Source organism: Streptomyces sp. KR80, from assembly GCF_052245555.1.
Classification (GTDB): domain Bacteria; phylum Actinomycetota; class Actinomycetes; order Streptomycetales; family Streptomycetaceae; genus Streptomyces.
Map to the genome: position 1 here is coordinate 72,433 of NZ_JBQQCD010000023.1, position 13,927 is coordinate 86,359.

General features: G+C 68.8%; 14 protein-coding genes. 7 read left to right on the forward strand and 7 right to left on the reverse strand.

Translation table 11 applies throughout. The features are described from left to right. Positions 1-164: 164 nt before the first annotated feature. From lipB to ACTWQI_RS25890, 4 genes are all read left to right on the forward strand, one after another. Complete coding sequence (gene lipB / locus ACTWQI_RS25875; RefSeq protein WP_443274149.1) at positions 165-1,016, forward strand: lipoyl(octanoyl) transferase LipB; 852 nt, start codon at positions 165-167, stop codon at positions 1,014-1,016. Between the two features lie 137 nt (positions 1,017-1,153). Beyond that, positions 1,154-2,119, forward strand: a complete 966-nt coding sequence (gene lipA, locus ACTWQI_RS25880; protein WP_443274150.1) for a lipoyl synthase — start codon at positions 1,154-1,156, stop codon at positions 2,117-2,119. A 304-nt stretch (positions 2,120-2,423) separates the two neighbouring features. Continuing rightward, the gene (locus ACTWQI_RS25885; protein ID WP_443274151.1) at positions 2,424-2,633 is read left to right on the forward strand and encodes an SCO2195 family GlnR-regulated protein; all 210 of its coding nucleotides are present in this window, start codon (positions 2,424-2,426) and stop codon (positions 2,631-2,633) included. Between the two features lie 10 nt (positions 2,634-2,643). Next, positions 2,644-3,333, forward strand: coding sequence for a DUF4191 domain-containing protein (locus ACTWQI_RS25890; protein WP_443274152.1), 690 nt, complete (start codon positions 2,644-2,646; stop codon positions 3,331-3,333). A gap of 97 nt (positions 3,334-3,430) precedes the next feature. On the opposite strand, the gene ACTWQI_RS25895 is transcribed toward ACTWQI_RS25890, so the two are convergent. Then, entirely contained in the window at positions 3,431-3,898 is a 468-nt protein-coding gene (locus tag ACTWQI_RS25895) for an RDD family protein (RefSeq protein ID WP_443274153.1), read from the reverse strand. Positions 3,899-4,183: 285 nt separating this feature from the next. Here ACTWQI_RS25895 and glnA point away from each other — a divergent pair, with 285 nt between their 5' ends. Beyond that, on the forward strand, positions 4,184-5,593 hold the full coding sequence (glnA, locus tag ACTWQI_RS25900; RefSeq protein ID WP_443274154.1) for a type I glutamate--ammonia ligase: 1,410 nt from the start codon (positions 4,184-4,186) through the stop codon (positions 5,591-5,593). Between the two features lie 114 nt (positions 5,594-5,707). Here glnA and ACTWQI_RS25905 read toward each other — a convergent pair whose 3' ends face one another. The 6 genes from ACTWQI_RS25905 to ACTWQI_RS25930 all read right to left on the reverse strand — a co-directional run bounded on the left by ACTWQI_RS25905 (position 5,708) and on the right by ACTWQI_RS25930 (position 12,879). After that, positions 5,708-6,973, reverse strand: coding sequence for a tyrosine-type recombinase/integrase (locus tag ACTWQI_RS25905; protein ID WP_443274155.1), 1,266 nt, complete (start codon positions 6,971-6,973; stop codon positions 5,708-5,710). 80 nt (positions 6,974-7,053) lie between these two features. After that, positions 7,054-7,290 (reverse strand): helix-turn-helix domain-containing protein, encoded by a 237-nt coding sequence (locus ACTWQI_RS25910; RefSeq protein WP_443274156.1) that lies wholly within the window; start codon positions 7,288-7,290, stop codon positions 7,054-7,056. A gap of 441 nt (positions 7,291-7,731) precedes the next feature. Next, complete coding sequence (locus tag ACTWQI_RS25915; RefSeq protein WP_443274157.1) at positions 7,732-9,207, reverse strand: ATP-binding protein; 1,476 nt, start codon at positions 9,205-9,207, stop codon at positions 7,732-7,734. Positions 9,208-9,209: 2 nt separating this feature from the next. Continuing rightward, on the reverse strand, positions 9,210-10,046 hold the full coding sequence (locus tag ACTWQI_RS25920) for a DNA primase (protein WP_443274158.1): 837 nt from the start codon (positions 10,044-10,046) through the stop codon (positions 9,210-9,212). After that, positions 10,043-10,906, reverse strand: coding sequence for a deazapurine DNA modification protein DpdA family protein (locus ACTWQI_RS25925; RefSeq protein ID WP_443274159.1), 864 nt, complete (start codon positions 10,904-10,906; stop codon positions 10,043-10,045). The genes ACTWQI_RS25920 and ACTWQI_RS25925 overlap by 4 nt, the downstream gene beginning before the upstream one ends. Before the next feature lie 113 nt (positions 10,907-11,019). Further along, positions 11,020-12,879: an FtsK/SpoIIIE domain-containing protein gene (locus ACTWQI_RS25930; protein ID WP_443274160.1), complete on the reverse strand. Its 1,860-nt coding sequence runs from the start codon at positions 12,877-12,879 to the stop codon at positions 11,020-11,022. Positions 12,880-13,231: 352 nt separating this feature from the next. On the opposite strand from ACTWQI_RS25930, the gene ACTWQI_RS25935 reads away from it, so the two are divergent. Beyond that, on the forward strand, positions 13,232-13,657 hold the full coding sequence (locus tag ACTWQI_RS25935; protein WP_443274161.1) for an IS5 family transposase: 426 nt from the start codon (positions 13,232-13,234) through the stop codon (positions 13,655-13,657). Positions 13,658-13,665: 8 nt separating this feature from the next. Further along, positions 13,666-13,927 (forward strand): transposase (locus tag ACTWQI_RS25940; protein ID WP_443274169.1); only part of this gene is annotated, 262 nt, incomplete at its 3' end.

Genomic DNA, 13,927 nt, shown 5'->3' on the forward strand with positions numbered 1-13,927 from the left:
CGCGAATTTAACGGCCTGCGCCACCTGCTCCGCGTCGGTCGCCGCTCTTTCATCCGATCGTGTGAGCAGGGAGTCTCTCCTGGTGGGCTGCGAGGTTCCGGGAGCACGGCCGTACAGTGGCAGGGCCCGGTTGATGCGGGATGAGAGGTCGAAGGGGAGCTGCCGTGAGCGAGCCGCGTGAGCTGCGTTTTGTCCATCTGGGCTTCGGGCCGGACGCCGTCGAGTACCAGGAGGCGTGGCAGGAGCAGCGGCGGGTGCACGCCGCCCGCTTCGCGGACGAGATCCCCGACACCTGCCTGCTGCTCGAGCACCCTCCCGTGTATACGGCAGGACGGCGCACGGCGGACAGTGAGCGCCCGCTGGACGGGACTCCGGTCATCGACGTCGACCGCGGCGGCAAGATCACCTGGCACGGCCCGGGCCAGCTCGTCGGCTATCCGATCTTGAAGCTGCCGCGGCCGGTGGATGTCGTCGCGCATGTCCGCCGCCTGGAGGAGGCGCTCATCCTGACCTGTGCCGAGTTCGGTCTGGAGACCAGCCGGATCGAGGGGCGCAGCGGAGTCTGGGTCCTCGGCGCAGCGACCGGGGACACGACCGAAGGCGCGGCCGGGAGCCCGGAGCAGGGCCAGCCGCTCGGCGGGCTGACGCTGGACTTCGCCTCGTCCCCTGCCTCCGGCGGGCAGTCCGGTGGGCTCGAGGACGAAGAGTTCGACCCCCGGCTGAGCGGCCCCGAGTACGCCCCCTCCAACGCGGGCCAGCGCGGTGCGGACCGCAAGCTCGCCGCCATCGGCATCCGCGTCGCCAAGGGCGTCACGATGCACGGCTTCGCACTGAACTGCGAGCCCGACAACACCTGGTTCGACCGAATCGTGCCGTGCGGCATCCGCGACGCGGGCGTGACCTCGCTCTCCTACGAGCTGGGGCGCCGGGTCTCCGTGGCGGACGTCCTGCCGGTCGTCGAGAAGCACCTGAAGGAGGTCCTGGAGTCCGCGGAGCCGCTACCGCGCGCGGTCTGAGCCGTACGGCGCACGGCGCCGGGAATGCGCCCTCAAGGCTGTGGGTTGCCACGGGCGCAAGGACGTACGAATAACGGGCGTACCCTGGTGTTCGCCCAAGAATCGAAAGCCGCGCCAAGCAAAGAGAGGTGCCGGACGTGTCCGCTGTCGCACCCGACGGACGCAAGTTGCTGCGCCTGGAGGTCCGGAACAGCCAGACCCCCATCGAGCGCAAGCCCGAGTGGATCAAGACCCGGGCGAAGATGGGCCCCGAGTACAGCGAGCTGCACAGCCTGGTGAAGCGCGAGGGCCTGCACACCGTCTGTCAGGAAGCGGGCTGCCCCAACATCTACGAATGCTGGGAGGACCGCGAGGCCACCTTCCTCATCGGCGGCGACCAGTGCACCCGGCGCTGCGACTTCTGCCAGATCGACACCGGCAAGCCGCAGGCGCTCGACCGGGACGAGCCGCGCCGGGTCGGCGAGTCCGTGGTCACCATGGACCTGAACTACGCCACGATCACCGGTGTCGCCCGTGACGACCTCGAGGACGGCGGCGCCTGGCTGTACGCGGAGACCGTGCGGCAGATCCATGCGATGACGGCGGAGCGCGAGGCGGGCCGTACGAAGGTCGAGCTGCTGATCCCCGACTTCAACGCCGTGCCCGAGCAGCTCGCCGAGGTCTTCTCCGCCCGCCCCGAGGTGCTCGCCCACAACGTCGAGACCGTGCCGCGGATCTTCAAGCGGATCCGCCCCGCCTTCCGCTACGAGCGCTCGCTGGAGGTCATCACCAAGGCCCGCGAGGCGGATCTGGTGACCAAATCCAACCTCATCCTGGGCATGGGCGAAGAGCGCGAGGAGATCAGCCAGGCGCTGCAGGACCTGTACGACGCGGGGTGCGAGCTGATCACCATCACCCAGTACCTGCGGCCGTCCGTCCGGCACCACCCCGTGGAGCGCTGGGTGAAGCCGGCCGAGTTCGTGGAGCTGAAGGAGGAGGCCGAGGAGATCGGCTACTCCGGGGTGATGTCTGGGCCGCTGGTCCGCTCCTCGTACCGCGCCGGCCGCCTCTACCAGCAGGCGATCGAGCGGCGTGGTGCGGCGGTCGCGTCGCGGGCGGTCTGACGGCGGCACCCGCGGTCCCGCACCCGTGACCCAGCCACCCGAGGTCGCACCGGGGTCCGGTGACCCTGCGGGGCATGACACCATGGCACCGCCGGAACGGCCCTTCCATGTCCCGCGGATGGGCCTCGTCAAGGTGTGATCAGGTCACGTATGGGTTTCATTGGTGTTTGACCGACCGGTTACGTCCTGGTAACACCCATCAGAGACCCTGGTGGGGCCCGAGGTCGCCCTCGGGACGGCACAGCAGAGCACAGCACGCACCGCACATTCTCCCGCCCGCCCGCTCCGAGGGGGATTGAATCCCATGCAGGCCGCGCCCGTCCGCGCCACCGCCATCCCGTCCTTCACCGATGCCCTGCGTGCCGTTGAGGCCGTTCTCATGAACGGTGGCCAGCGCACGGCCCGCCAGAACGCCTGGACGGCGGTCCTGGAGGACCGCCGCCGCGCCAAGGACCGGCGCGAGGCCCAGCACGTACTGGAGGCCGTGGCCACCGGGGCTCCCCAGGCCACGTAAACTCTGGAACATGGCGAGGAAGGAAGCATCCGAGAACCCCGGGCGGCTGAAGCAGATCGCCCTGACCTACCAGATGACCAAGCGGGTCGACAGCAAAGTCGGCCTTGTCGTCGCGGCTGTGGGAATCGTCACCTTCGGTGTCCTCCTCGCGATCGGCTTCTTGATCGGGCACCCGATCTACCTGGCCATCCTGGGTTTCCTGTTGGCCTTTCTCGCGATGGCGATCGTCTTCGGGCGGCGTGCCGAGCGGGCGGCCTTCGGTCAGATGGAGGGCCAGCCGGGAGCGGCGGCCGCAGTGCTCGAGAACGTCGGCCGTGGCTGGTCGGTCACCCCCGCGGTGGCCATGAACCGCAACCAGGACATCGTCCACCGGGCCGTCGGCAAGGCGGGCATCGTGCTGGTGGGCGAGGGCAATCCGAACCGGCTGAAGAGCCTGCTGGCCGCCGAGAAGAAGAGGATGGCGCGGGTCGTCGCGGACGTGCCGGTGCATGACGTCACCGTGGGCGACGGCGAGGGCCAAGTGCCGCTGAGCAAGCTGCGCACCACCCTGATGAAACTGCCCAGGGTGCTCCCGGGCGGCCAGGTCACGGTCGTCAACGACCGGCTGCGGGCGCTGGGCGACCTGATGAGCAACATGCCGATGCCCAAGGGGCCGATGCCGAAGGGCATGCGGATGCCGCGCGGCGGCCGGATGCGCTGAGCGCGGCGCTCGCGCGCCGCGGCATGGTGAGACTCAGATTCGAGACTCTCTGAGATCTCCGAGAGGAGATCTCAGAGACGCCCCCCGGCGGCCGGACTCAGATCCGGACCTGGACGGCGCCCGCCGCGCGGTCGTGCAGACCGCGGCTGTCGCGGTCCCAGATCAGGGCGGGGATCGCCAGCACGAGCAGTACCGAGCGGACCGCGGCGTACGGAAGGGAGAGCCGCCTCCCGTCCACGGAGATCACCCGCACCCCGAGCAGCCGCTTACCAGGGGTGAAGCCGACCGTGCCGACGGTCAGCACGCTCATCACCAGGAAGACCAGCAGCGCCCAGTTGCTCGCGGAGGAGTAGTCGCCGCGCGCGAAGAGCCCGTGGGCGATCAGGACGCACAGCGCCCAATCGACGAAAAGGGCCCCGAAGCGCCGTCCGAGCGGCGCCACCGAGCCGGGTCCCTCCGCCGGCAGCCCGAGCCTCTTGCCCCGGTGACCGAAGTCGACGCCCATCTCCTCGGCTGCCGCACGGGGCCCGGAGAGCCACGATCCGATTGCTCGCCTGTTGTCCACCCGTCCACGGTACTGGGACCGCATACGTTCTCCGGCGCGCGGGTTCCCCCACGAACCGCCGCGGTGGGTGTTTCATGGGTTATACGGCCGGTCTCCGGGCACCCATCGACCGAACGACGGCTGACCGGCGGCAGCGACCCGTAACGCCGCCCGGTTAACCTCGGCGAAACAATTGGGTCATGCTCGGGAAATCCCGGAAACCTAGGGTCGAGGCCAGTGTGCCACCGCACGGGCCACTCGACTGAGACAATCCCGCCCCCCTGGCGGCGGGCTAGGAGGAGTTGGATGTTCCAGAACGCCGACGACGCGAAGAAGTTCCTCGCGGACGAGGACGTGAAGTTCGTAGACGTCCGGTTCTGCGACCTGCCCGGCATCATGCAGCACTTCACGGTGCCGGTGGAGGCGTTCGATCCCGCCGAGCAGCTGATGTTCGACGGCTCGTCGATCCGCGGCTTCCAGGCCATCCACGAGTCCGACATGGCACTCGTACCGGACCTGTCGACGGCGCGCGTCGATCCGTTCCGGCGCGACAAGACGCTGAACATCAACTTCTTCATTCACGACCCGATCACGGGTGAGCAGTACAGCCGCGACCCGCGCAACATCGCCAAGAAGGCCGAGGCCTACCTCGCCTCCTCCGGCATCGCGGACACCGCGTACTTCGGTCCGGAGGCGGAGTTCTACGTCTTCGACAGCGTGCGCTTCGAGACCAAGTCCAACGAGGCCTTCTACCACATCGACTCCGAGGCCGGCGCCTGGAACACGGGCGCGATCGAGGACAACCGCGGCTACAAGGTCCGCTACAAGGGCGGCTACTTCCCGGCCCCGCCGGTCGACCACTTCGCCGACCTGCGCGCCGAGATCAGCCTGGAGCTGAACAAGGCCGGTCTGCAGGTCGAGCGCCAGCACCACGAGGTCGGCACCGCGGGCCAGGCCGAGATCAACTACAAGTTCAACACGCTGCTCGCCGCCGCCGACGACCTGATGCTCTTCAAGTACATCGTGAAGAACGTCGCCTGGAAGAACGGCAAGACCGCGACCTTCATGCCGAAGCCGATCTTCGGCGACAACGGCTCGGGCATGCACGTCCACCAGTCGCTGTGGGCCAACGGCGACCCGCTCTTCTACGACGAGCAGGGCTACGCGGGCCTGTCGGACACCGCCCGGTACTACATCGGCGGCCTCCTCAAGCACGCCCCGTCGCTGCTGGCCTTCACCAACCCGACGGTGAACTCGTACCACCGCCTGGTGCCGGGCTTCGAGGCGCCGGTGAACCTGGTGTACTCGCAGCGCAACCGCTCGGCTGCGATCCGCATCCCGATCACGGGTGCCAACCCGAAGGCCAAGCGCATCGAGTTCCGCGCCCCGGACTCCTCCGGCAACCCGTACCTGGCCTTCTCCGCCCTGGTGCTGGCCGGCCTCGACGGCATCAAGAACAAGATCGAGCCCGCCGAGCCGGTCGACAAGGACCTCTACGAGCTGGCTCCGGAGGAGCACGCCAACGTGCCGCAGGTTCCGACCTCCCTCCCGGCCGTTCTCGACGCCCTCGAGTCCGACCACGAGTTCCTGCTCCAGGGCAACGTCTTCACCCCGGACCTGATCGAGACCTGGATCGACTACAAGCGGACCAACGAGATCGCCCCGCTCCAGCTGCGGCCGCACCCGCACGAGTTCGAGCTCTACTTCGACGTCTAAGAACGTCGCAGGTCAGAGCGGGTTATCGCTCTCCTGGGCCGTCTGTGGGCCGTCGGCCGTGCTCTTCCTTCACAAGAAGGCGCGGCCGACGGCCGTTTCTGTGAGTTGTGCGCCTCAGGCGGCAGCCTCCCCGGAGTCGTCTCCGTCGTCCTCCTTGTCCGTGCCGAACGCCGCGTCGATGGCCTTCCGAGCACGATCCTGGCTGTTCGGCATGAGATGCGTGTACGTCCGAAGCGTGAAGCCCGGATCAGCATGCCCCAGGTACTCGGCAAGAGCTTTGATGCTCTCCCCCGCGTCCAGGAGCACCGACGCGTAGTAGTGCCTCAGCGCGTGCATGCCGTGCTCGCGCGACTCCTTGAAGCGTTCCCCCGGCAGACGCTCGGGGATGACCCCGGCGGAGACGAGAGCGGGCTTCCACAGGTACATGTTGAAGTAGTTGCGGTTCAGAGCCTTCCGCTCGCGCGAGTAGAACATCAGCGTCGCCGTGACGGGAGGGCCGTCCGGCTTCTTCCACGGCAACGTGACTTCGATGGGCGGGCGCTGGGTAATGTGCGCCGCGAGCGCGTAAGACACGGAGTTGGGCATCGGCACGTCCCGAAGCTTGCCGCCTTTGGGCGGAGCGAAGACCAGGTGTGACCCAACCATTTTGACCTGCCGGACGATGTGGACGACGCCCCCGAGGAAGTCCACTTCGTCTACGGCGAGTCCGAAGATCTCGCCCTGTCGCAGACCGCAACCAGCGCCCACGTCCACAGTCGTGGCGTACTGCTCCGGGAGACCGTCCCGGACCGCGAGTACACGCTCATGGGTCCACGGCTTGAGCTTCCTGGCATCCAGCTTGGGCGCCTTCACGGAACCAGCCCGGCAGGGGTTGCGGACGATGATTCCGTCATCCACGGCCGCGCCGAACACGGCGGAGACGTTCGCGAAGATGGTGCGTTGGTACGACGCTGCGATCCCCGAGTCTTTGAGAGCTCGTGCCCACGTGCGGATGTGTCCAGGCTGGAATGCGCTCAGCGAGCGAGAGCCGACGTACGGGAAGGCGTGCAGCCGGAACCGCAGCTCCATGGCCACGATGGTAGAAACGTCCGTAGTCTGCGATGCCAGCCACTGCGTAGCGAACTCTTGAAACGTCACCTTCCCCGCCGACGGGTCGACGTACTGCCCGCGGTTCATGTCGGCAGCAATCTGCGTGAGCCACGCCTCAGCAAGGCGCTTCTGCCTGTCAGGGAACGAGCGGCTGCGCTCGGTCCCGTCCGGCGCCACATAGCGAGCGCGGTAGCGCATGCCGGTGCCGTAGCGGTCGGTCTTGACTCGGCGGGGTTTGCCGTCGGGGTCGGTCTCGGTCTTGTACCAGCGGTCTTGGATGTGGCCTGCCATGTGGCAGTGGTCCTTTCTCGACGCACAGCAGGGAGAGCCACGACGGGCGGCTCTCCCTGCTGTCTTTGGTGGCTGTTCGGTTAGGCGGCTGTGTCCGCGTTCTTGCGTTGCGTGACGTAGGCGCGTATGTCGGCGGGGTCGTAGCGGAGGTGCTTGCCGATGCGGAAGCCGGGCGGGCCGGTGCGCTTCTTGCGCCACTGGTAGACGGTTTCGAGGGGTACCTCGAACATCTCGGCGATGTCGTCGGGGGTGAGGTACCGGTCGGGGAGGCCACCGCGGAGGGTGGCGCCGGGGTCGGGGTCTGTCGGCTTTGCCATAGGGGCTCCAAGTGGGGAGGGCATGGCCGCGTCTGTCCGAGGTACGGGATTCTGCGTCACCGCGTCATCTGCGTCATTTGCGCGTCTGACCTGCGGTTTTGAGTGACGCAGCGGAGTCGGGGTGTGTCACCGGCGCGGGGCATTCTTCGTCATCGGTGACGCGGGTGACGCGGGGTGACGCAGCGGTCTCCGCCTGCGTCACCGCTGTAGTGGCAGGTCACGGGCCGTTTGGCACCCTTGGGTGACGCAGGTGACGCAGCGTCTCTTCTCTTAGGAAAAGAGAAGGGGGGTGTCTGTTGTCGTGCGGTGCGCCTTAGAGCGTGAAGAAGGAGCCGCTTCGCGGCGCGACCCTTGGGCGGCGCGTTGCGCCGAACAGCAAGAGGAGCACGTCTTGCCCGTGGTGCTCTTCTTGCTTGAGCAGGGCGGCCGTGGCGTCGCAGGTCAGAACACCGGCTCTTGCTGTTCCGAGGGCGGGACCGGCGGGCGGGTCATCTCGATGTAGCGGGCCGTTTTGGTGCGGCCCCAGTCGATGAGTACGCCACGGGCGGCGAGGGTGGGCTGGAGTCGTTTGAGGCGGTCGGAGAGGACTTTGCCGGTGGTGGGCCAGCCCTTGGGCAGGGGGCGGAAGTCGTCGCCGGTGTAGAGGCGGGTGAGGCAGTGGAGCCACTCGGAGGAGGTCATCCGCTCCTCTGCGCCCGGATCGAGGCTGGCGGCGTGCTTCAGCACGGTCTGTGCGAGGAGGTCGCCTTCGATGACGTCGTCGTTGAGGTCGTCCAGGCTGGTCCGGTAGGCGTTGAGAGCTCCGAGGCCGGTGGCCGCGTCGAGCTGTGCGCACAGGTGGGCGAAGTCGGCCATGCGCAGGTCGGTGGGGATGTCGGCCTCGGCTGCGCGGACTTTGACGGTGAGGTCGAGCAGGGATCCGAGGACGACGGGAAGCACGTCTTCGAATTCCGCCCACAGTTCGGCCTCGGTACGCCGGGTGCGGGGGCGTTCCAGGCGCAGCGGCAGGAGGCGTTCGGCGAGGTCGGGGCGGACGACGCCCACGTCGATGCCGGTCAGGAGAAGGGGGCGGCGGTAGCGGGCGCGGACCACGTCGCCGTCGGTGTACAGGGCGCGTTTGATGGTCTCGGCCCCGGTGACGATGCAGCACATGAGGTCGGACAGGTCCGGTGCCAGGTGGGAGAGGTTGTCCAGGGCGGTGACCCATCCGGCTGCCACGGCCGCGATCAGGTTCTCTTCGTCCTTCGGGGCGCGGCGCAGGTCACTGCTCATGCCCTCGATGATCCTCACGAGCATCCGCCCTCCGGTGGACTTGCCCGCACCCTGGGGGCCGGTGAGGAAGGGGGCGGGGACGGGCACGGACGGCCCGAGGCAGCCGATGAGCCAGGCGACGGCGAGGCATTCGGTCTCCGCGTTGGCGAAGTTGCACAGCCGGAGCAGGAGGTCGATGCCTTTGCCGTCGGTGTCCTTGGCGGGCAGGGGGAGTTCGCCGGTGAGCTGGGTGCGGCGCCAGCACACCTCTTGCGGGTGGGGGGTGAGGATGTCCCAGCCGGTGGGGTGGATCCGGGCGGACTTCCCGTCGTTGCGGCCTAGGTCGAGCCAGGTCGCGCCGTCGAATCCCGGCGCGACGCGGATGTGGACGGGCTGCACTTCCTGGCTCATCGCCAGCGCTTCGATCAAATCCAACGCCTCCTTGAGCGCGGTCCCGTTGAACACGCCGTGTCCGTCGTTGAAGAGGCCGACGATGAGTTCTTGCCGGTGGCTGCCCGAGGTGCCCTGGGAGCGGATCGGACGTGCCACGGGGTGGCCGTTCTTCTGCGCGAACACCGTGCCGTCGGCGGTGCGGAAGTACCGGAAGTGCTGCCTTGCGTAGTCGGCGATGACCTCGCGGGCCGGTGTCTTGTCGTCGTCGGACATGGCTACAGTCCCAACCTGGTACGGGCGTTGGTCCACGCCTCGGTGCAGTGCCGGGGCGATTCGCCCTTGGCCTGAGCGGCGGTGAACAGTCGCGCGATGTGGACCTCGGTGAGGCAGCCGCACCGGCCGTGGGCGGACAGCACGGCGAGGAAGGTGCGGTAGACGGTGGTGTGGACCGCACTGGAGGCTTCGGTGATGCGCTGCTCGGCCATGGCGATGCCACGCTCCAGGTAGGCGGGCGTGCGATGACGGCACTCCCCGCCACCGGCCAATGCGTGCACGGTGAGGGCCTGCGACGTCGGCCGAACCGTGGAGGGTTCCTTCACGGCCAGCGCGCGCACGACCTCCGGCAACGCCGTCATAGTGCCGCTGCCTGGGCCGAGCCACCGGGCGTAGGCCATCGTGGACTTGATGTCCACACCATCGCCGACGGCGTTCACGGAGCGCATGGCGCCTCGGTAGATCCAGTGTTCTCCGCGCGTGGTGGCCACGGTCTGGGTGGACGGCAGGGTTCGACCTGCCCACGCGACGGCAGCCGGGTTGTCGAGATCGACAACCGTGAGGTCGGCACCGCCGGGGTGGTAGGCCACCGCTGCCGCTTCGCGCCATGCCCGCGCCCACGCGCGCGACGTGAGCACGTGCAGGTTGGTGGTGGCGGCGGCCCAGCCGTGGCAGGGCGCCGGGCAGGTGCAAGGGCCGGGGGTCTTCATGTTCGGCCGGCCACCGCATGCGCTGTTCGCGCAGTTCGGGCAGTTCCCGAACGGTACCTTTCCCTTGCGCAGGGGCAGGGGCGGAACGCCGCTCGCGGCCAGGTTCAGTGCGATGTCCAGTGGATTCATGCTGCGCTCCGGTCGGTCAGCAGCGTCTGCCGATGGGTGGGGATGGCGCTGACCACTCGGTCACGCCACATCAGGGCGTAGTCGATGCAGTTGGCACAGTTCTTGTGCGTATGGCCGGGCAGCGGCGGGCGGCGGCGGGCGTGGGAGCTCCACGCTGCGGAGTCAGCGGAGGCCAGCAGGTGCCCGACGCGTTCCAGGCCGAGGATTTTGAAGCCGAAGCCGTGCAGCTTGAAGCCGTGCGCGGCCATCGCGGTGACGATTGCGGCTCCCTCGCGGGTGGACTGCAACCGGCACACTGACCCGAGCCCCACGACGGGCTCACGCCGCAGGTCGACGCCCGCCTTCTCGAACAGCTCCACGCACCGCTCGTACTCGGGGATGCTGCGCCCTTGCAGGACGGGGGCGATACGCAGGTCGGGCGCGAGGGAGCGCAGTTCGAGGAAGTTGTGGACGGTACGGCGCTGGTGTTCGGCGACGCTGAGGTGGGTGCCGACGAAGTACTGACCGCCGAACCAGCCACCATTGATGATGGCTTCCTCGCACATCCAGTCCTGCTGTGCAGCCCAGTCGTAGGGGCCTGCGTGTTCCCAGATGCGGCGCAGGTCATCGACGTACCTGCGGGGCGGGCGGGTCCAGGTGCCCTTGTTCTTGAGCTCCATGAAGCCACCGGAGTCGACGGCGTGGGGGCCGCGGGCTTCGTCCCACTTGGTGGCGCGGTCGAAGTGCTCCGCTTTGAGGAACAGCGGCACGTCGGTCAGGCGCAGCCAGTGCCGTTTGTGGGTGGTCAGGTAGAACCGCATCCCGCTCGCGGCGGGAGCTCCCGGCGTTAAGGCTCGCGGGAGGACGGTGGGTTGGGTCATGCTGGAGACCTCCACAGGTCTGTAGATGGCAGGTGGACAGGCGGCGGCCCCGGTTCTTGGCGGAAAGGGGGCCGCCGTTGTCGTTGGTCGGGCAGGTCAGACAGCGGCGGTGCTCATGCCGCCTCGCGGCCGGGCAGGAGCATGCCGTCGTCGCTCTTGCGGAGGGATCCCGCGGCCGTGAGGGCCTTGATCTCACGGGATACGGTGCCCTTGTTGATTCCGGTCCGGTCGGTGATGTCCCGCAGGGTCCGGGCGCCGTCGTGGACGGCCTGCAGCACCCGGTCACGGTTCGTCTCCGCCGCGGGCGCCGCGGCGGTGGGGGTGGTCGGCTCCTTGACCAGGTGGAGCCTGCTCCCGGACGGCCGGGAGGATTCGCGGTTCCAGATGGGCCGGTCCGGGAGGGCAATGACGTCGGCGGGGGAGAACGCGCGGGTGCTGATCGGGTTGGGCTTGGCCTTCGGTCCCGAGCGCAGCATCGCCACGCCGGGCATGGGCAGTTCATGCGCGTGCCAGCCCTTCTCGGTGGCGTCCTCGCCGAAGACCACACGGGACTCACCCGAGGTGGACAGTGCAAGGGCGGCCCGGTAGGTGATCTGCGCGCTGATCTGCGGGTCGATGCCCCCGTCCCGGTCCATGGTCGGCTTCTGCGTCGCCCAGATCAGGATGATCTCTGCCGCCCGCGCCATCCGCGCGAGCGTGCGCAGGTTCTCCATGATCCGCTCATAGCCCGGGATCTTGGCCATGCTCTTGACTTCAGCGCCCTCGTCCACGAACACCGTGATCCGGGGCCGCTCAGGACTGATGGCGATCACGTCCTGGCCACGCGGGATGAGCGCCAGACGCTCGTGCATCTCCGCAACCAGTTCATCGGTCACGGCCAGAACCTCATCCGGCGTGATGGCCGTGCGGGCCCGGTGCTGCCAGTTGATCGCCTCCACCCGCTTGGGGTCGATGAGGACCAAGCTGTGATCCTCGGCCTGGGAGCCTTCCGCGAGCAGGGCCCTAGTCGACCAGGACTTGCCCGACCCGGAGGTGCCCGCGACCAGCATCCGCCGACCCAACGGGACCATGACGGGCTCGCCCGTGACCGTGTCGACTCCCCACGGCGCTCCGGGCGCCCAGCCGCTCAGGTCGATGCCGTCGGCCGCGCTGCGAGTCCGCAGCGTGAGCGTGGCGCGGTCGCCGTGGCTGCCAGAGGTGATCTCCATGCGCAGGTCGGTCCGCGCCCCGAGCAGGGCCCGGATCTCATCCGCCTTGGCACGGAAGGTCTTCGGCGTCCACCGGCCGTCGAGGCGCACGTGCGAGACCAGCCCGGCCGGGGTGAGCTTGGCAGGGGTGGGCACGGTGCCCGACAGGCCGCGGGCGTCGGCGTTCGGCACCCAGAACGACGGATCCAGCCGCGATGCCAGGCGGCGCTCCTCTGCGGTCATCCCGTCATCGAGCCGCACCGAGGGCTGACGGCGCCCCAGCCACAGACCCGCCGCGTTCAGGCCGATCAGCCCCGCCGACACGGACGCAGGCCACAGCGTGAGCGTCTGGCCGGCCTCCGACATCAGCCACGAGGCCAGGCCGCTCGACATCGTGTGCGCGGCGTGCGCCTGGACCGCGCGGGTCGCGAGCGTGGCTGGGTAGTTCTTCTGGGCCGCCTTCAACACGGTCCGTGCCTGGCTGTGGTGCTGCCGGGCGGCCTTGTGCGCGGTGCGCGCGGCCCGGCGGGTCGCGGACAGCGGGTTGTTGGACGCTTTGCGGGCTGCGCTGCGCTGGTTGTGGGCCATCGCGCAGGTGGAGCGGGCGGAGTTGTGCTCCCGCTGTGCCGCCATGAGCGCCTTGAGGTTCTCCGGGGTCCGCAGTTGCGTCCGGCGTTCCGCCTCCCTGTCCCAGCGCGCTGCGAACGGCGCGCACATCGGTGCGAGCGCGTCCAACGCCGTGTTGGTTGTGTTGGTCGTGGTCGACCATGCTTGTTTCCAGTCCACGAAAGGGTCCTCCAAGACCGTGGATGAGGGCCGGTGCGCCGTTGCGTGGCGTCACCGGCCCGCCTGATTTGGCGTAGTTGGTGCTGTCGGTTGCGTCGACAGCGCCGGTTGATCCCCGCAACCCGCGTCTGACCTGCGGAGTTGCGGAGTTGCGCCGTTCCTGGGAGTGGGGCTCTACGCGCACGCGCGCGAGGGGGGACGGGAAACGCGGTCACACAGCGTCTCTGTAGGGCCATGGGCGGCCGTTCGTGGCCCCGGGGGTCTTCCACCCCGCGGGAGGGGGTTCAGGCGCCCCGCGGGCCGCCTAGGGCCTGTTGCGAAAGTGGATCTTCTTCGTTCATGATCACGCGTCGTGGGACGTGGAGATCTAACGAACGGCCAGTGGGCCCGGCTTGAGCCGCTGCTGCCGCAGGGCATCAAGCCGGGCCGGCCGCAGGTGTGGACGCGCCGTCAGCTTATAGACGGCATACGGTGGCGGACCCGCACCGGCGCTCCCTGGCGTGACGTGCCGGAACGCTACGGGCCCTGGGACCGGGTCTACGACCTGTTCCGGCGCTGGCAGCGGGACGGTACCTGGGCCGGGATCCTCACCCGGCTCCAGGCCGAGGCGGACGCCAAGGGCCTGATCACCTGGGAGGTCAACGTCGACTCCACCGTCTGCCGGGCCCACCAGCACGCCGCCGGGGCGGCGAAAAAGGGGATCTCCAAAAGGAACCGCCCGGCGGCGTCTTCGTCGAGCCGGCTGACCACGGCCTCGGACGGTCCCGAGGCGGCCTGACCAGCAAAATCCACCTCGCCGTCGAGCAGGGGCAGAAGCCCTTGTCGGCGGTCATCACCGCCGGGCAGCGGGGCGACTCTCCGCAGTTCGAGCCGGTCCTTGAAGCGATTCGAGTGCCCAGGCTGGGGCTCGGCAGGCCGCGCAAGCGCGCGGACCGTGTGCGAGCCGACAAGGCCTACGACTCTCGCAGCAACCGCTCCTACCTGCGCAGACGCGGAATCAAGGCCACGATCCCCGTGCCCGCGGACCGGGCCCGTAACCGTCTGGAGC